The sequence below is a fragment of the Rhodopila globiformis genome, assembly GCF_002937115.1.
In the GTDB taxonomy this organism is placed as follows: Bacteria; Pseudomonadota; Alphaproteobacteria; order Acetobacterales; family Acetobacteraceae; genus Rhodopila; species Rhodopila globiformis.
Window position 1 is genome coordinate 1 of the sequence record NZ_NHRY01000078.1, and the last position, 17,833, is coordinate 17,833.

Genomic DNA, 17,833 nt, shown 5'->3' on the forward strand with positions numbered 1-17,833 from the left:
CCAATCGCCGCTCGCCGCGGACCTACGACCGCGACCTCTACAAGGCGCGCCATCTGATCGAAAATTTCTTCGCCAGGCTCAAGCAGTTCCGTGCCATCGCAACCCGCTATGACAAGACTGCCCGCAACTTCCTCGCCGCGGTCCACCTCGCCGCCGCCGTCGTTTGGCTTAATTGACGACACGCCCTAGTCGTCGCCCGGCTGACGCAATCGCCGGGGCCAGCGACGCCCTCACAAGGCCGAAACGAAGGGCAACCTTGATGAAATGGGCTGAGAGACGGTTGGTCATCATCTATAACGTGTGTCCCGATGTCGGATGCACATCAGCCGACGGCAATGTGCCGGTCCGAAGGAACTCCGCACACGTGTCGGCATGGACGATAGCTACGCGATGGTGGGCCGCCCGATATACCTGCATGCGGCCAGGTTCGATAACGGCGACATTGGGGCTCTGGAAGTCCTTGAAATTGAAAGTTGCCAGAATATGCGCGCGGCCCGCAATGGCGGTATCAAGAACACGTCCGTCTTCATCGCCAGCACGTGGCGGGACGACAGACGGGTCGTAAGGGTTGTAGATCGGCATCGTGGCTTCCGCCGTCGAGGCGACTCCGCCACCAAGCACGACATGTGGTGCGACCCCCGCTGGGCCGCGCCTGGACATAGTGCCGATGTTGGAGCAGAAGGCGGACGCATCGCCGGGTCCGTAGCCAAGCTTTACGAGGACGTCCTCCAGGCGAGATAACATGGTGTGAGATACCACGACCTGAATGGCTCCTGCCGTGCAACGCCCGGCCTGAACCGCCTCGACGATGGCTTGGGCGGCAGTTTGCCGCTCTGAGGGGCGGACTGAGGCACGCAGGTAACGAACCCATACGTTCAGATCAACGCAGAGCCGAATGACTCGATGGACGGGGAGATCAAGCTCCACGTTTGAGAGCGGCCTTCGTGAGACGGACCGCCTCTGCATCAAGCGCCTCATCACTCATACCGTCAGGCATAAGCTCTAGAGAATGCGGCGCCATCCGCTGGCAGGTCATCTCGAACTCCGCGTTGTTGAGTGCTCGCGCGACCTCGTTCAAGGCGGCCCTCCGCTGGTCCGGCGTGCCAAGGTTGTCCAATGCGTTCACGGAGGCGCGCGCTTCCCTTGGCAAGGCCATGAAAAAGCGAACCGCCTGCGCCGCGAGCTGCGCGGGCGAGCGGCTTTCCCTTCGCGCCTCCAAGGTGACGGCCTCGGCGACATCGTCGGATACCCATGCCGAAACGGCTCTGCCAGCCATGTGTCCATCCTCCGAAAACTCAAGACACTCTAGAGCCTGGAGCGGCAACTAGCAAGGTGGATATCGGATGATGTCGGTTACCAGGCACGCTGTGCGCTGAGGTCGAGGCGTCGATGCCGTTCGCCAGATGTAAGCCGAATCCCTCAGATCCATATTTAACGCGGAAGCACGCAACAAGATGGAGCAGCCGACCAATTCACCCCAGTCTAAGTTGCCCAGGACAAATCGATCGCCAATCGGTTAGAACCCTGGTATATGGGGCGAATGGTGAACGGAGGATTGATACGGTATTATGGCTCAAATGCCCCCAACATGCGGCTCCCAGTTGTGGTAGACGTTCCTGTTGCTGCACCCGGTGGCCGCAATGGACTAGATTCGTGCTCCCGACGCGGCTCATGCAGATCCCGGTCGACCCGGCGGTCTACGCCAGACGTCACCCGCGATAGCCGCAACGATGTCGGAGCGCCGTTCGGGAATCAGATGCCGGGCGGGGGGGCGCTTGGCTCCTCGGGGTCGTCGGGCCACACAAGCATCGGCCGCGGGCGGAACTTGAGGCCAGCGTAGATGTCGGCCAGGGAGAACCGGACACCCAGCATCGGCAGGTCCAGCATCGCCTCCGGCCCAATCAGCGGTTCCGGGTGTTCCATCCAGGCGCCATCCGGGCCGCGTCGGTGCATGAGCGCCTGGGGGGCGTAGGGGTCGATGAGGACAATCGCCTCGATTGAGGGGACCGCACGGAAGTCCTCGATCTTGGCGAGGAAGTCGAACTGGTCGCTGCCGCCGACATTGGATTTTGACAGCACCTCGAAGACGGCGCGGGGCTGGTCGGCCTCCATGCCGTCCTCGTCGGGTGCCCCGCATTCGACGCCGAAATCGGCCTGCCGACGGCGGTCGGCCGGCGTCGGAATCCGGATGAAGATGTCCGCAGTGAACGGCTGGCACCGCGATCCGGCCAAGGCCGCCTCAAGCAGCCGCAAGCCGTTCCGGACGATGCGGTCGTGGCGCCAAGTGGCCCCGGCCATCAACCGGACGACGAAGCCGTCGATCAGCTCGAAGCGGCCCGCCTCGCGGGGTTGCGAGCGGACGAAGGCGTAGAACTCGGCGACCGTCACAAGAGGGCCGCGTGGGGCTTCGGACATGGCCACCTCCTTCCCGGACGCGGACTATACGACAGAACCCGCTGTGGCGAATAAGAAAGCCGTCCCGCCACGAACCTCCTGCCAAGTCCACATTACAGTTCAGGAAATGCCGAACTTGGGGGCATTTGAGCCATAATGCCGGAGGCTCTTGTCGGCTTCCGGGGTGGACGGGTGAGGCGTCCCACGGCCCCGAAATCCAACCAGAACCGTGTTGAAAAGGTCCACGACACTGCCCTGTCGGACGACGTGCGCCCCCGCTGCGGCAACAGCCCTGCTGCATTTGCGTTCATCTGCGGTTCCATTTCTGCTTTGGCGCAGCACGCACGCGTTGGAACATCCCTCCCGCCGCCACGCTGATTCAGGAACCGCAGATGAACGCAAATGGGCCGGTGGTGAACTGGACCTCCGAACGTGCTGTTGGCCGCGCGCCGATCGTTGCCAGGGCGCTCGGTTGCGGTTTTCAAGGCTCCTGCCGGGTTCCGGATGGGCGGTGAAGCGTCTCACCACCCCGAAATCCAACAAGAGCCACTGCGGTTTGCTGCCGATCCGTCTATGATAGGCGGGACAACGCACGGGATACAGGCGATGACCGACAAGGAGACGCTGATCCGCCAGTACGCAGCCGGTGATCTTACCTGGCACGCGCTGCAGGAGCGTGGCTTCAACGACTACATCCAGGTTCTTGCCGCCCTTGGTGAACTCGGCCTGAGGCCGCCGATCGCCCCGATGACCGGCCCGAACCGCGCGGCGCGGGAGCGAGGGCGTGCCATGATCCGTGACGCCCTACGGGCGCGGCCGTGAGCGAAACATTCAGCCTTTGATCACCGATGAGCATCGACGACGTAACGACGCAGGGCCTCCGCGTTAGCCGCTCAACCTGGTTTCTCCGGATCAGCAACAGCCGATGCGAAGCGCGCCGCTGAGGCCTGCGCTTCCGCAAGCAAAGACGACCAGTCACCGGGAGGGTTGCCCCGCTTCAGCACGCCGGCAAACACCGCATAGGGATCGCTGGATGCACCGGCCTTGCGCAGCGTGTCGCGATCATTGACCCAGGCATACACGATGATCCGGGACGCGGAATCAACCCGGTAGAACAGACGGAAGCGATTGGCGCCGAATTTCGCCCGGAACCAGTGCCGATGCGCGGGACCGAGCGTGTTGCCCTGGCGAAACGCCGGCGCAAGCGGATCGCGCGGGATCCGGTCCAGGACCATCGTCATCAGGGCCGGAAGTAGCTTGACATTGGCGTTTCCCGGCCAGTCTTTCGGGTTGGCCTGCCGGGCACGCTCGGCTGCGGCCGTCAGTCCTTCAAGCTGGTCGAGAAACAGCGGCAGGGCGAACAGCGTCCAGCCATGGCGCTGGATCACGGCTTATAATCCGACGTCGCCCTCGATCGGGGCGTCCGGATCGACGTCGATGTCCCTGGTCAGGCGCTTGATCCGTCCGACGAGATCGGCGGGCAGCGGAACAATGGCCTCCGGCCGGGTTTTGATCTCGCGCGCCAGCAGTTCCAGGAACGGAGCGAGCGCGGGATCGGTGGCCGAGTCATCGGCGGCATGGACGGTGACGGCGCCATCTTCGATCCGGAACGCGATGCGGCTGCCATAACCCAGGCCAAGTGCTTTTCGAACGGCCTTCGGAACCGTGGTCTGGCCTTTAGCGGTGATGGTGCAGATTTCCTCGATCGGCATGGCACTCTCCAGTCGTGCCAAATGTAAGGAATCTGCATTACCAATTCCAGCACTTTCCGGGCGCCTGTCATGCCGTCGGACGTTCCGCGACCGCTGGCAACTGGCCTGTCCCCGCCAACCGCGCTAGACACCCGGCTTCTCCGGCTGCACACGCCCCGCAAACACCAAGGACCCCGCCATGCCTGCCTATCGCTCCCGCACCACCACCCACGGCCGCAACATGGCCGGCGCCCGCGGCCTGTGGCGCGCGACCGGCGTGAAGGACGGCGATTTCGGCAAGCCGATCATCGCGGTGGTGAACAGCTTCACCCAGTTCGTGCCGGGGCATGTGCATCTGAAGGACCTCGGCCAGCTGGTCGCGCGCGAGATCGAGGCGGCCGGCGGCATCGCCAAGGAATTCAACACCATCGCGATCGATGACGGCATCGCCATGGGGCATGACGGCATGCTGTACAGCCTGCCGTCGCGGGAACTGATCGCCGACAGCGTCGAGTACATGGTCAACGCCCACTGCGCCGACGCCATGGTCTGCATCTCCAACTGCGACAAGATCACCCCCGGCATGCTGATGGCGGCGATGCGGCTGAACATCCCGGCGATCTTCGTCTCCGGCGGGCCGATGGAGGCGGGCAAGGTGGTGCATCGCGGCGAAACCCGCGCGGTGGACCTGATCGACGCCATGATCGCCGCCGCCGACGACACCGTCACGGATGCCGAGGTCGAAGTGATCGAGCGCTCCTCCTGCCCGACCTGCGGCTCCTGCTCGGGGATGTTCACCGCCAATTCGATGAACTGCCTGACCGAGGCTTTGGGCCTCAGCCTGCCGGGCAACGGCACGCTGGTCGCCACCCATGCCGACCGCAAGGGCCTGTTCCTGGAGGCGGGGCGGAAGATCGTCGAGATCACCCGCCGCTACTATGAGACCGACGACCTCTCGGTCCTGCCGCGCAGCATCGCCACCTTCGCCGCGTTCGAGAACGCGATGACGCTGGACATCGCCATGGGCGGCTCCACCAACACCGTGCTGCACCTGTTGGCGGCGGCGAACGAGGGGCAGGTGCCGTTCACCATGCGCGACATCGACCGCCTGTCCCGCCGCGTGCCGGTGCTGTGCAAGGTGGCGCCGTCCGTGCCCGACGTGCATGTCGAGGACGTGCACGCCGCGGGCGGCATCATGGCGATCCTGGGCGAGCTGGAGCGGGTGGGGCTGATCGACACCTCGGTCTCCACCGTGCACGCCGAGACGCTGGCCGAGGCGCTGCAGCGCTGGGACATCAGCCGCACCCAGGACGAGGCGGTGAAGACCTTCTACCGCGCCGCGCCGGGCGGCGTGCCGACCACCGACGCCTTCTCCCAGTCCGCCCGCCACGGGTCGCTGGATGCTGATCGGCAGACGGGGGTGATCCGGGAGGCGGCGCACGGGTTCTCGAAGGACGGCGGGCTGGCGGTGCTGTACGGCAACGTCGCCGAGGACGGCTGCATCGTGAAGACCGCCGGCGTCGATGCCAGCATCCTGGCCTTCGCCGGCCAGGCGCGGGTGTTCGAGAGCCAGGACGCGGCCGTCAGCGGCATCCTGGGCGGCGGGGTGAAGCCCGGCGACGTCGTGCTGATCCGCTACGAGGGGCCGCGCGGCGGGCCGGGGATGCAGGAGATGCTGTATCCGACCAGCTACCTGAAGTCGAAGGGCCTGGGCAAGGTGTGCGCCCTGGTCACCGATGGCCGGTTCTCGGGCGGCTCGTCCGGCCTGTGCATCGGCCATTGCTCCCCGGAAGCCGCCGAAGGCGGGGCGATCGGCCTGATCGAGGATGGCGACACCATCACCATCGACATCCCCAGCCGGACCATCCGGCTGGAGGTTTCCGATGACGTGCTGGCACGGCGCCGCGCGGCGATGGAGGCGAAGGGCGACGCCGCCTGGCAGCCGGTGGCGCGGCAGCGGCACGTGTCCTCGGCGCTGAAGGCCTATGCCGCGATGGCCACCAGCGCGGCCCGTGGCGCGGTGCGGGACGTGAGCGCGGTGCGGCGGCGGTAACCAGGCGAAGACCCGGGCCTGGCCGGCGACAGGCGCGGCATCACGCGGCTGTCGGCGCGTCAGGCTTCGGCGCCGCTGTACGGGCGTGGCGAATCCGGTCGCCATCCCGCCGGTGGGGCAACCGCGCCGCAAGCTCACGCAGCAGCGCCCGGGCGTCGCACAGGTCCCTGGTGCCGAATCCTTCGGTGAACCAGGCATGGACCGGCGCGAGAACGTCGTAGGCCTCCCTGGTCCGGCCCCGGTCGCGCATGAAGCGCGCGTAGCTTGTCGCGGTGCGCAGTTCCCAGGACCTGGCCTGCTGGCGCCGCGCCCAGTCGAGCGAGGCACGGTAATCGCGCTCGGCAGCTTGAACATCGCCGGTTTGCACGCGAACTTCGCCCCTGATCCGGAGGATTTCGGCGATGTAGCTGCGCTCCTCCCAGCCCGGGCGCTCGACCTGCTGGATGGCGGCGTCGAGCAGGCGCAATGCCTCGTCCAGGCAGCCGAGGCGCGCCATGCCCTCGGCAAGGACGCTCCTGCAATAGGGAATGCCATTTCGGCCGCCGCCGGCCTCCCAGGCTGCCAGGCTCGTCCGGAGCAGGTCCGTTCCTTCGGCCGCTTCGTTCAGCCGGATCAGCACCATGCCGCGGAAAATGGGCGCGAGAATGCGGCAGAAGAAAGGCAGGCCCAGCTCTTCGCCCAGCCGCTCGCCTTCCATGGCGCGCGCAAGCGCCTGGTGGGGCTCGCGCAGATAGTTGAAGATCTGCGCGCCCGTCGCGGCCGTGAACGCGAGGTCGAACGGATGCCCGGTCTGGCGCGCGTGGGCCTCCTTGGCGGCGTTGATGCTGATCGCCTGGTCCGGATAGCCCAGGATCCAGGCCGCCTTGGACAGGTAATGCAGCGCGTGCGATTTCGGGTCGTGGTTGAGGACCTCGGCAAGATCCCTGTCCAGGCTCGTGTCGTACAGCGACAGCACCTGCTGTGCGTGATGCCGGCAGTCGACGAAATCCCCGGCCCAGAAGCAGCCAGTCAGCATGGCGTGGTGCCCCTGCATCAGCGTGTTCCTGTCCCGGTACAGTCCGGCGACGTCGAGCGTCTGCCTGGCCCAGTTCAGCGACTCGGCCACGCGGCCCGCGGACAGCACGTGCAGGAAGGTGCCCAGCAGGACCGGCAGCAACGCATCCATGCGGTCGAGAGACCGGGCAAGCACGAGCGCGGGAAAGACGCTGGCCCAGACTTCCTCGGCCTGCCAGCCCTTCAGCCGCATCCCGGCCGTGCCCAGCGCCGTGCGAAGATCCAGTTCCAGGCTGTCGCGTTCGCGGGAGGGCGCAATCGCGGCGATCAGCTCCAGCCCTCGGTTCAGGTGCTTCACGGCCTCCGTCAGGGCCATGCGCCGGATCGCCAGCCGCCCGGCCTTGTGCCAGAGCGGAACGGCCTGGCCGAAGCGCGCGGCCTCGGTGTAGTGATGCGCCAGCAACTCGGGGCCGGTCTGCCGGAGGTCGGGCAGGTGCTCCTCGAGCACGGTCGCGATCCTGGCATGCAAGGCCTGCTTCTGGCTTCTGAGCAGGGAGTCATAGGCGGCATCCTGGACCAGGGCGTGCTTGAACCGGTAGACGGCAGCGGGCGGCGTGCCCTTGCAGGACGCCAGCCCTGACGCAACCAGCCGGTCGAGTGCCTCGTCGCGCTCGGCCTTCGCATGCGGCGCGACGGCCGCAACCAGCTCATAATCGAACTCGCGGCCGATCGCGGCGCCGACCTGGGCGATTTCCTTCATCGGCACGAAGCGGTCCAGCCGCGCCATCAGCGAGTCACGCAGCGTCGGCGGCACGCCCACCGCGATCGTGGCACCCGCGTGCCGGGAGCGGCTGCCGGCGTCACCGGGCGTCACCGTCTCCAGCACCGATTTCGTTACTTCCTCGATAAACAGCGGCACGCCATCGGCCCTGGCGAGGATCTGGTCCATCAGGTCGGGCGGCAAGGTGGTTCCGTGGCTGATACCCTCTATCAGCCGCACGCTCTGTGCCCTGGTCAGTTTTGGTAGAGTGATCGCCGTCACGTTGCCCCAGTTCAGCCAGTTGGACCGGAACCCGGGACGGTGCGTCAGGACGAGCAGCAGGGGAATCTGCGCCAGCCGGTGGACGAGCAGGTCGATCGAGCCCAGCGTGGTCGGATCGGCCCAGTGGACATCCTCGATCAGCACGACCGTCGGTTGCCGGCGCGCGATGGCCTCCGTGACGTCGACCAGGACCCGCAACGTTTCGTCCTTGGCCTTCTGCGGCGTCATCGTGACTTGCCCGTAGCGATGTTCGCACGGGATGGAGAGCATCGCGGCAATGAAGCCGGCGTCCGCCCGCGCGAGTCCGTACTGGCCCACCATCAGGCCCTCCAGCTTGTCGAGCCTGGCATCGGGCGTCTCGTTCCCGCGGAGCTTCAAGGCGCGCGCGAAGTTGTCGATGACCGGATGGTAGGCGCTGTTGACGCGGTGCGGCGAGCATTGCAGGCGCACGCTTTCGACCCGGTGCCGTTCAAGCCGGTCGCGCAGTTCCTTCAGGATGCGGCTCTTGCCGATGCCCGGTTCGCCGGATAGCAGAACGGCCTGTCCCTCGCCGCCCTGCGCGAGGTCCCAGCGCTCCAGCAGCAATGCCAGTTCAGCCTCGCGGCCGATCAGGGGAGCCAGGGGGCCGGCGCGAATGCGGTCAAACCGGCTGCCGGGCCTGGCGGGACGCTCGACCGCCCAGGTCTCCAGGCTTTCGGCGTCGTCGCGGACGAGCGGGGCGTGCGTGCGGTAACAAAAGAGCCCGCCGGTGAGACGGCGCGTCGCCGTCGTGACCAGGACCGTGTCCGCGTCGGCGTGCGCGGCGAGGCGGGCGACGTAGGTGACGGTTTCGCCCAGGACGGCAGGCTCGCCGGGCGATCCGCCAATGACCACCAGACCCGAGGCAATGCCGATGCGGCGATGCAGGCCACCGGGCTGGCCCGTCCAGGGCTGGCTGGCCGGTCCGACCAGCGCCAGTCCGGCATGGATCGCCCGTTCCGCCTGGTGCTCATCGGCCTGCGGATAACCGAAATAGGCCAGCATGCCGTCGCTGAGCAGTTGCGCCACCGTGCCGCCGGCTGCGCGGACGATCTGCGCGCAGTGGGCATGGAAGACGGTGAGAAGGGCGTGCAGATCTTCAAGGTTTCGCCGGGCGGCGAGAAAGGCCGGGCCTGACAGCACGCACTGCAGCACGGTCAACTGGCGCCGTTCGGGCGCGGCCGGACGCTGTTCCGGCGCGGTTGTGGCATCGCCGTCCTCGGGTTGCGCGGTCGGCGAGGCGCGCGTGACCCGCGCGGTGAACTTGTAGCCCGCACCCGGAGCGGTAACGATCAGGCTCGGGTGCCTGGGATCAGGTTCGATCTTTCGCCGCAGGCGCACCACCAGCATGTCGATGCTGCGGTCATATGGGTCGGCATCGCGTCCCGCCGTCGCGCTCAGCAGATCGTCGCGCGACAGGACCCGTCCGGGCCGATGCGCGAACTCCCGCAGCAGCCTGAATTCGCCGGGCGTAAGGGGAATCTCCGTCCCGGTCCGGCCGGTCAGGCTATGGCCGGCGAGGTCGAGGTCGTACTCCAGGAACCGCAGGATCACGGGCACCGGTTCATCGTGCGGCTGATACATTGCGCTAGCGGCCCGGTTTGGCCCAAGCCAGGCCGGCAACGCCGGTGCCAGGCCATGACGGTACGAAACCGGCGGGTGCCGGGGTGCCCGGGACTCCTGGCTCGGATTCCCGAGCACCTCCGTTTCGTCCTGATCTTTTCGGAATCGTTATGACCGGTGCACGACGTGCGGGATCCATGCGCCGGGCAGGGGCGGCGTTCGCGGCGCGGGCACCGCGATGCTTTGCACGATCCGGCAGGCGGTTGCCCGGAATCCGCAAATATGTAGTCCAGATCACGCGTGCTGATCGACGGGGCATCGTGTCCTCCGCTGCACGTCCGCAGATGATGGTCTCCCAGGTGGCGGCACTGTTACCGTCCGGTTACACGGCGATGATACACGATTTACAGCGTTCGCCTAATAAAGAGCCGGGTAGGAGCCAGTCCGCGCCTCCGGAACAGCCGGCGTATGCCGGCTCCGCCATGCGATCCCATAGAGCTTATGGGACGATGCCATCTGGTCAAATGATTTCTACTGCGACTCGATGAGTTCAATTTCAGCGGGCAGAAAGCAATGGTAACAGATGTCACCTACCTGGGTCCGGCTGCAATGTTCCTGTCGCGGGTTTCCAGGATCTATTATACATTGTCGCGTTCATTGTCGCCGGTTCATGGCATGGCATGGACGCTGCTCGTCCTCGCCGCCACCCTGCTCCTGCCGGGCAAGGCATGCGCCGGGCACACGGGCTATATCTTCGTCAGCCACGAGCAGAGCAACGACATTGCGGTCATTGATCCCCAGCAGGACTATCGCATCATCAAGTGGATCAGGACATCCCATCGGCCGCGGGAACTGAGGTTCCGCAAGGATCATCAACAGATATTGGTGGCCTGTGAGGAGGACGATGTCATCGACGTGGTCGATGTGGCGACACTCCAGGTTGCGGATCACATTCCGACCGGGCCACATCCCGTCATGTTCGCGCTGAGCCAGGACGAGGATTTCATCTATGTTCCTGACAAGGCGAGATCGACGATCGACAAGATCAGCGTCACGGACAAACTGATCGAACGTGAAATACCGACCGGGGCCGATCCCGAAGCCATCATTGCCGGCAGCGACGGAAAGACGTTGTATGTGACGTCCGCGGTGAACCACATGGTCCACGTGGTCGACCTGGAGGCCGCCGCGGTCACCGACAACATCCAGGTAGGCACGCATCCCGCGCGCCTGCTTGCGCCGCCGGGCAGTCACGGGCTGTGGGTTTCGAACCAGCTGTCCGGAGAGCTTTCCATCGTGGACCGCTCGACGAAGCTGGTGTCGGGCACGCTCGACCTGCACCTGCCGCATGCGCCGCCGGGCCGTCCCACGCCGGTTGGAATGACCACGACGCACGATGGCGCAACGGTCGTCGTGGCGCTGGGCCAGGCAAACGCCGTGGCGTTCATCGATGCCAGGACGCTGGAAATCGAGGACTACTCACGCGCAGGTTTGTTTCCGTGGGCGGTCGCGTTCAGCGCGGACGACAGGCTGCTCTATGTCCTGAACAGATCCAGCGACGATCTCACGATCGTTGACATGCTGGATCATGGAGCAGTTCGGTCCGTTGCCGTCGGTCCGAAGCCGTATGCGTTGCTGGTCGACGAATAGCTTGCGCCCACCGGCGTCGCGGGCGTGTTCTCGGCAAGGGGCTTCACCATCCGGCGCCATGACGTGGCGCCGGCCGTGGCTCAAATCGCCGGCCGCGAATCCGGCTATCGATTTCTCCGCAACATGGTGATAGACAGCGGGACGGGCGTGGCCGCCACGGCCGCGTTTGTCGATACGCCCATTCAGCACCCGGCTCCTGACGGATGGTACACACCGAACCGTCTCCTCGATAACAGCCCTTTGTACGCTGACAGAAAAAAGGAGGATCAGATGGCCGTAGCGAGTGTCACGAAAATCACCGCCGCGTCCGCGGACGGCTTTGACGCCGCCGTGCGGGAAGGCCTGGAGCGCGCCAACAAGACGCTGCGCAACATCACCGGCCTGCATGTCATGGAACAGAAGGCCAGTGTGAACAACGGCAAAATCAGCGAGTATCGCGTGACGATGGAAGTAACCTTCATCCTTGAGTCCTAGGTCCTGCCGCGGCGCCGGCGGCTGTTCCGCCGGCACCGCGCTCAGGAAGCAGGTCACGGGTGCTGAATGGGCCAATGCCGCGCCGGCTCTCCTGGCCGAAAGCCACGATGCCGGCAGCGGCCACGAGGCTGACAGGGATCCACCGCCGGCACGACCGCCCCGGATGTCATGTGAATGCCACGCAGTTCAGGGGTGACAGCCCCGGTTCGGGCGGGCTAACAGGGCGCATACGCAACCCTCCCGCGGACAATCGGCTTTCAGGGACATGTCAGCCACGAAATACCCCTCGCTGGCCGCTGGTTGGCGCCTGCCGAATCTGTGGGACGCCATCGCGTTCACCTGCGTCATCGGCATCCTGGTGGCGTTCGGCCATGGCGCCGAGGGCACGCTGGTGCCGATCAGCCAGCCAGGGGCCATCGAGGTCTCGCTCGATCCGTCGCACCTGCCGGAATACGCGCTGCGCACGACGCTCCGCATGTTCGCCGCGCTGGCGGCGTCGCTGCTGTTCACCTTCACCTACGGCACTGCCGCCGCCAAGAGCCGCCGCGCCGCGCTGGTGCTGGTGCCGGTGCTGGACGTGCTGCAGTCGGTGCCGATCCTGGGGTTCCTGACGTTCACCGTGGTGTTCTTCATGAACCTGTTCCCCGGCAGGGTGCTGGGACTGGAACTGGCGGCGATCTTCGCGATCTTCACCAGCCAGGCGTGGAACATGGCGTTCAGCCTGTACCAGTCGCTCAAGACGGTCCCGGCCGATTTGTCGGAAGCCGCGGTCAGCTTCCACCTGACCGGCTGGCAGCGTTTCTGGCGGCTGGAGGTGCCGTTCGCCGTCCCCGGCCTGGTGTGGAACACCATGATGTCGATGTCCGGCGGCTGGTTCTTCGTCGTCGCCTCGGAAGCCGTCACCGTCGGCGCCCACAGCTGGAAGCTGCCCGGCATCGGTTCGTATGTCGCGCTGGCGCTGGAGCGGCGCAACATCGGCGCGGTCGCCTGGGCGATCCTGGCGATGCTGCTGGTGATCCTGGCCTATGACCAGTTGCTGTTCCGCCCGCTGGTTGCCTGGTCGTCGAAGTTCCGTTTCGAGACCACCGCCGGCGCCACTGCCGCCGATCCCTGGGTGCTGCGGCTGATCCGGCGCACACGGCTGCTGAAGCCGGGGGGCGAGGCGCTCGGTGACGCCGCCGCTTACCTCGGCGGGCTGCGGTTGTCGCTGGCGGGCCGCCCGCGGGCCGCGCGGGAAACCCGGCCGTCGTGGCTGATCGACGCCGCCTGGGGCGCGGTGCTGCTGGCGGTGCTGGCCTGGGCGGTCTGGCGCGTGGTGAGCTTCGTCTCCCAGGCGGTGAGCTGGACGGAAGTCGAGCACGTGGTGCTGCTCGGCCTGATCACGCTGCTGCGCGTGGTGGTGCTGATGATCCTGGCCAGCCTGGTCTGGGTGCCGATCGGCGTCTGGCTGGGGCTGCGGCCGGTGTGGGCACGGCGGGCGCAGCCGCTGGCGCAGTTCCTGGCGGCGTTCCCGGCCAACCTGCTGTTCCCGCCGTTCGTGCTGGCGATCGTGTATTTCCACCTCAGCCCGGATGTCTGGCTGACGCCGCTGATGGTGCTCGGCACGCAGTGGTACATCCTGTTCAACGTCGTCGCCGGCGCCGCGGCGTTTCCCGGCGACCTGAAGGAGGCGGCGGCGAATTTCCGCATCGGCGGCTGGCTGTGGTGGCGCAAGGTCATCATTCCGGGGATCTTCCCGTACTACATCACCGGCGCGATCACCGCTTCGGGCGGGTCGTGGAACGCCGCGATCGTCGCCGAGGTGGCGTCCTGGGGCGACACCAGGCTGCAGGCGCACGGCCTGGGCGCCTACATTGCCGACGCGACCGACAAGGGCGACATGGCCAAGGTGGTGCTGGGCGTGGTGGTGATGTCGGCCTTCGTCGTGCTGTTCAACCGCCTGCTCTGGCGACCGATGTATGGTTACGCGCAGCGGCGCCTGACCCTGGCCTGAGGAGTTCAAGCATGGATACCGCCGTCGATCTCCGTCCCTGTCTGATTGACGTCAAGGGCTGCCGGCAGGCCTACCACAAGGACGCCTCCGCCGATCTGGTGGTGCTGGAGGACGTCAACCTGACCCTGCGCGAGGGCGAGATCGTCGCCCTGCTGGGCCGCTCCGGTTCCGGCAAGTCCACCCTGCTGCGCATCGTCTCGGGGCTGCTGAAGCCGACCGCCGGCAACGTCACGTGGCGCGGGCGGCCGGTGACCGGGCCGACCGACGGCGTGGCGATGGTGTTCCAGAGCTTCGCGCTGTTCCCCTGGCTGACGGTGCAGGAAAATGTCGAACTCGGCCTGGAAGCCCGCGGCGTGCCCCGCACCGAGCGCGAGCGCCGCGCCGAGGCGGCGATTGACATGATCGGCCTGGGCGGGTTCGAGAACGCCTATCCGAAGGAGCTCTCGGGCGGCATGCGCCAGCGCGTCGGGCTGGCGCGGGCGCTGGTGGTGCATCCCGACCTGCTGCTGATGGACGAGCCGTTCAGCGCGCTGGATGTGCTGACCGCCGAGACGCTGCGCACCGACCTGATCGATTTGTGGGTGGACGGGCGGCTGCCGGTGAAGTCGGTGCTGATGGTGACGCACAACATCGAGGAAGCGGTACTGATGTGCGACCGCATCCTGGTGTTTTCCTCCAATCCCGGCCGGGTGGCGCACGAGCTGCGGGTGCCGTTCCCGCATCCGCGCAACCGCCTGGACAAGGCGTTCCGGCAGGTGGTGGATGACATCTACGGCATCATGACCCGGCGCAAGCCGGTGGAGACGCGGGCGCCGACGGCGGCGCCGGTCTCGCCGCTGGCGATGCCGCTGCCGCGCGTCGGCACCAACGTGATGTCCGGCCTGATGGAGACGCTGGCGGCGGAGCCGTACAACGGCCGGGCCGATCTGCCGGCGCTGGCGGCGTCGCTGCAGTACGAGGTGGACGACCTGCTGCCGCTGGGCGAGATGCTGCAGCTGATGGGCTTTGCGCTGCTGGAGGAGGGCGACATCCACCTGACCGAGCTGGGGCGGCGGTTCGTCGGGGCGGAGACGGACGAGCGCAAGCAGATCTTCGCCGAAACGCTGCGCCAGCACGTGCCGCTGGTGAACATGATCCGGCAGGTGCTGGACGAGCGGTGGAATCACCGGGCCTCGGCGCTGCGGTTCCGGGAGGAACTGGAGGATCATATGTCGCCGGACTATGCGGCGGATACGCTGCGGACGGTGATCGGCTGGGGGCGGTATGCGGAGCTGTTCAGCTATGATGAGGAGGCGGAGCAGTTCAGTTTGGAGGATATCGAGTAGGGGCATGGAGGATAACCCGTGCGCTATCCGATCGCGATTGAAATCGGCACCGGCGAGACGGCGTATGGCATTGTCGTGCCTGACCTGCCCGGCTGCTTCTCGGCTGGGGACACGCTGGATGAGGCCGTGGTTGGCGCTGGGGAGGCGGTTACGGGTTGGATCGAGGCGATGCCTGGCGCCGGCGGTGTGGTTCCTGCGGCGTCCGCAATGGCGGCGATACAGGGGGAGCCGGCGTATGCCGGATGGCTGTTTGACGTTGTTGTGGTGGAGCCAACCGACTACAGCGGTATCGGCTGAATTCGGTCTGTTAACGGCCGATTAACCTCTCCGCGCTATTGCCGTTCGCGGTTGGCCCCTCATGATGGATTTCATGCTGAAGGGTGCGCATCGGCAGTTGGTATCGACACCACGTCATGGTGGGCGAAGGCCCCATTGGCGTTGAAATAGGGCTGGCTGTTGCCTCCACCGTCATGGCCCGGCTTGTCCGGGCCACCTGTCGCGGCACAGTGCTGGAATAGGTGGCCCGGACAAGCCGGGCCATGACGATGAGGACAGGCCACCTGTGCGTCCCAACCGACCTGCGGTCTGCTGTAGGTCGATGCGGACACGCCGGGCCATGACGATGAGGACAGGCCGCCTGTGCGTCCCAATCGACCTGTGGTCTACTGTAGCCGCCTTCCCTCACAGAGCCGACTGCACATCCGTCCGCGAAAAGTCGTTGCCAACGTATAGCAGCGGGCACTTGCGGGTTTGCGCCAGCACGAAGGCAAAGCAGTCGCCGTAGTTCAGGCCAGCCGGGTGAACGCCCTTGCCCCATCGGTTGTAGGCATCCGCCACGCGCACGGAATCAGCTTCGATCAGCGGTATCACCTGCATGTCCGCGCCGGAAATGAGGCGGTCCATTTCTGCTGTCAGACCTTTCCGCGACGCTACGATCAAAGCCTCCGCCAAAGTGGCGGCTGAGATCATGATGTCGGTTTCAGCCGCCAGGACTTCGGCGCAGGCCGGACCGCGTGCTTCACCGGCGGCAATGGCGAACAAGGCGGAGGTATCGACAACGATCAATCTGGAAGCCCCTGATCGTCATACAGGAAATCCTGGCTGCGTGCCGCATCCTCGCCAGCCGTTGCGATCTTGGTACGTCCGCTTTGCATGATGTCGGCGAACAGCGCGCGCTTTTCAGCGGCTGTGGGCATGTGCCTGACGCGTACCAGACGCATCACCGGCTGACCGTGCCGGGTCAGCACAATGTCCTCGCCGGCTTCGGCGCGGCGCACCAGTTCGGTCAGTTGCGCCTTTGCGTCGCTGATCGGGATATTCATGACAAGGTCTCCTATATTTTGGACTACCATGATGGTCCAATCTGATCAAGGGCTTGACGTGCCATCAAGAAGATCGGGGTGCGGTCAAACCCTTGCAGTGGAACTGAAAAGAAGGGTTGTCGCTGCCCGAAACAGTTCATCGTGCTGCTGAATTGGTCTGGTCTGCGGTCCAAGCTCGACCTGTTCTGGCTATTCACGGTGAAGCGCCGGCAGGCCGAGCCCGGCTTGTTCACGCGGGTCGGGAACGCCGTGCGGTTAGTCTTCCGAGCATCCGCCTGAAGCGCGAAGGGCGTTCCCCCGCCTCCCGCAGTGCCTGCTCATGGTTGGCTTTGACAATCCTGGTGTCCGGGTGATCCGGCCCAAGCCTGCGTTCCAGCCCGTCCGCCGCGCGCCGGGACAGCGGCAACGCTGTGGATGCATCGCCACTGCCCCGGAGGAAGCTGGCGGCAAGGTCCGGCAATGTTGCCGGATCCGCACTGTCCTGTTCCGGTGCGAAGCGCCCCGCCACCGCCTGCTGATGCGACGGCAGCAGGCGGCAGAGCGGCGAGACGGTGGGATCGCCAAACCCATACGGGAACGCCGCAAGGCGCGCCACGGCAGCGTCCCGAGCCTGGACGTCCTCGCCCTGGCCGCTGGTGAAGTCGTCGTACGGGAAGCCGGAAACGTCCATACAAAGCCTGCAAGTCGATACGATACAAATATAGTGTCGAACTCCACTGGTGCGTCAGGCCGGCCTGACGCACAGGAAGATGACTCGACCTCCCACCCCCGCTGCCGCATGGAACCGCATCGCCTGACAGAAGGGTTATTCCTCATGCGGATCAACAAACTCGGCCTGCTCGGCGCCCTGGGCTGCATGCTGGCACTGCCGGTCGCGGCGCAGACGACGCAGACGACTCCCACCAAGCCGTCACCCTCCATGGCGGCCGCCAGGCCCGCCCCGGCGGCTGCGCTGGTGGACATCAATTCCGCCGCCGAAGACGATCTCGACAAGCTGCCCGGGATCGGCCCGGCCCGCGCCAAGGCGATCATCAAGGGGCGGCCCTACAAGGGCAAGGACGAACTGGTGACCCGGAAGATCCTGCCGCGGGGCGTGTACAACGGCATCAAGAACAAGATCATCGCCCGGCAAGGCTAACGCCACCGGCGCGATCCGGCGGCGGCTGCAGCGCCGATGGTGGTGACCGCCGCATTGGCGTCAAAATAGGGCTGGCTGTTGCTTCTTCGTCATGGCCCGGCTCGTCCGGGCCACCTATTCCAGCACTGTGCCGCGACAGGTGGCCTGGACAAGCCGGGCCATGACGGAATGGCAAGC

The 17,833-nt window shown here is 66.1% G+C and carries 18 protein-coding genes; 9 read left to right on the top strand and 9 right to left on the bottom strand.

Annotation, left to right across the window (positions count from 1 at the left end; all coding sequences use genetic code 11):
- Positions 1-176 (top strand): transposase (locus tag CCS01_RS08660; protein WP_146101497.1); only part of this gene is annotated, 176 nt, incomplete at its 5' end.
- Between the two features lie 115 nt (positions 177-291).
- Here CCS01_RS08660 and CCS01_RS35875 read toward each other — a convergent pair.
- From CCS01_RS35875 to CCS01_RS08675, 3 genes are all read right to left on the bottom strand, one after another.
- A complete protein-coding gene (locus tag CCS01_RS35875) occupies positions 292-582 on the bottom strand; it encodes a hypothetical protein (protein ID WP_338049971.1) in 291 nt (96 codons plus the stop codon).
- A 334-nt stretch (positions 583-916) separates the two neighbouring features.
- The gene (locus CCS01_RS08670) at positions 917-1,276 is read right to left on the bottom strand and encodes a hypothetical protein (RefSeq protein ID WP_104518433.1); all 360 of its coding nucleotides are present in this window, start codon (positions 1,274-1,276) and stop codon (positions 917-919) included.
- Between the two features lie 476 nt (positions 1,277-1,752).
- A complete protein-coding gene (locus CCS01_RS08675) occupies positions 1,753-2,388 on the bottom strand; it encodes a Uma2 family endonuclease (RefSeq protein ID WP_158258297.1) in 636 nt (211 codons plus the stop codon).
- 612 nt (positions 2,389-3,000) lie between these two features.
- Here CCS01_RS08675 and CCS01_RS08680 point away from each other — a divergent pair.
- Positions 3,001-3,216, top strand: a complete 216-nt coding sequence (locus tag CCS01_RS08680; RefSeq protein WP_104518435.1) for a hypothetical protein — start codon at positions 3,001-3,003, stop codon at positions 3,214-3,216.
- A gap of 71 nt (positions 3,217-3,287) precedes the next feature.
- Here CCS01_RS08680 and CCS01_RS08685 read toward each other — a convergent pair whose 3' ends face one another.
- Positions 3,288-3,782 carry a type II toxin-antitoxin system YhaV family toxin gene (locus CCS01_RS08685; protein WP_456307595.1) on the bottom strand — a complete coding sequence of 165 codons (495 nt, stop codon included), beginning with the start codon at positions 3,780-3,782 and terminating at the stop codon, positions 3,288-3,290.
- 3 nt (positions 3,783-3,785) lie between these two features.
- Positions 3,786-4,106, bottom strand: a complete 321-nt coding sequence (locus CCS01_RS08690) for a type II toxin-antitoxin system PrlF family antitoxin (RefSeq protein ID WP_104518436.1) — start codon at positions 4,104-4,106, stop codon at positions 3,786-3,788.
- Positions 4,107-4,284: 178 nt separating this feature from the next.
- Here CCS01_RS08690 and ilvD point away from each other — a divergent pair, with 178 nt between their 5' ends.
- Positions 4,285-6,138, top strand: a complete 1,854-nt coding sequence (gene ilvD / locus CCS01_RS08695) for a dihydroxy-acid dehydratase (RefSeq protein ID WP_104518437.1) — start codon at positions 4,285-4,287, stop codon at positions 6,136-6,138.
- 40 nt (positions 6,139-6,178) lie between these two features.
- On the opposite strand, the gene CCS01_RS08700 is transcribed toward ilvD, so the two are convergent.
- Entirely contained in the window at positions 6,179-9,745 is a 3,567-nt protein-coding gene (locus CCS01_RS08700; RefSeq protein ID WP_158258298.1) for an ATP-binding protein, read from the bottom strand.
- A gap of 582 nt (positions 9,746-10,327) precedes the next feature.
- Between CCS01_RS08700 and CCS01_RS08705 the strand changes: the two genes are divergently transcribed.
- The 5 genes from CCS01_RS08705 (at position 10,328) to CCS01_RS08725 (ending at position 15,493) form a co-directional block, all read left to right on the top strand.
- Positions 10,328-11,404: a YVTN family beta-propeller repeat protein gene (locus CCS01_RS08705; protein WP_146101625.1), complete on the top strand. Its 1,077-nt coding sequence runs from the start codon at positions 10,328-10,330 to the stop codon at positions 11,402-11,404.
- 75 nt (positions 11,405-11,479) lie between these two features.
- On the top strand, positions 11,480-11,878 hold the full coding sequence (locus tag CCS01_RS34570; protein WP_204848190.1) for a dodecin family protein: 399 nt from the start codon (positions 11,480-11,482) through the stop codon (positions 11,876-11,878).
- Positions 11,879-12,143: 265 nt separating this feature from the next.
- Positions 12,144-13,871, top strand: coding sequence for an ABC transporter permease (locus CCS01_RS08715; protein WP_104518441.1), 1,728 nt, complete (start codon positions 12,144-12,146; stop codon positions 13,869-13,871).
- 11 nt (positions 13,872-13,882) lie between these two features.
- Positions 13,883-15,196 (top strand): ABC transporter ATP-binding protein, encoded by a 1,314-nt coding sequence (locus CCS01_RS08720; protein ID WP_104518442.1) that lies wholly within the window; start codon positions 13,883-13,885, stop codon positions 15,194-15,196.
- A gap of 18 nt (positions 15,197-15,214) precedes the next feature.
- Positions 15,215-15,493: a type II toxin-antitoxin system HicB family antitoxin gene (locus CCS01_RS08725; protein ID WP_104518443.1), complete on the top strand. Its 279-nt coding sequence runs from the start codon at positions 15,215-15,217 to the stop codon at positions 15,491-15,493.
- Between the two features lie 384 nt (positions 15,494-15,877).
- Here the strand turns inward: CCS01_RS08725 and CCS01_RS08730 are convergent, their stop codons facing one another.
- The 3 genes from CCS01_RS08730 to CCS01_RS08740 form a co-directional block, all read right to left on the bottom strand.
- Positions 15,878-16,261: a type II toxin-antitoxin system VapC family toxin gene (locus CCS01_RS08730; protein ID WP_104518444.1), complete on the bottom strand. Its 384-nt coding sequence runs from the start codon at positions 16,259-16,261 to the stop codon at positions 15,878-15,880.
- A complete protein-coding gene (locus CCS01_RS08735) occupies positions 16,258-16,518 on the bottom strand; it encodes a type II toxin-antitoxin system Phd/YefM family antitoxin (protein ID WP_193540119.1) in 261 nt (86 codons plus the stop codon). Before CCS01_RS08735 ends, CCS01_RS08730 begins: the two co-directional genes overlap by 4 nt.
- A gap of 229 nt (positions 16,519-16,747) precedes the next feature.
- Complete coding sequence (locus CCS01_RS08740; protein ID WP_104518446.1) at positions 16,748-17,188, bottom strand: hypothetical protein; 441 nt, start codon at positions 17,186-17,188, stop codon at positions 16,748-16,750.
- Between the two features lie 144 nt (positions 17,189-17,332).
- Between CCS01_RS08740 and CCS01_RS08745 the strand changes: the two genes are divergently transcribed.
- Positions 17,333-17,656 carry a ComEA family DNA-binding protein gene (locus CCS01_RS08745; RefSeq protein WP_104518488.1) on the top strand — a complete coding sequence of 108 codons (324 nt, stop codon included), beginning with the start codon at positions 17,333-17,335 and terminating at the stop codon, positions 17,654-17,656.
- The last annotated feature ends 177 nt before the right edge of the window (positions 17,657-17,833 follow it).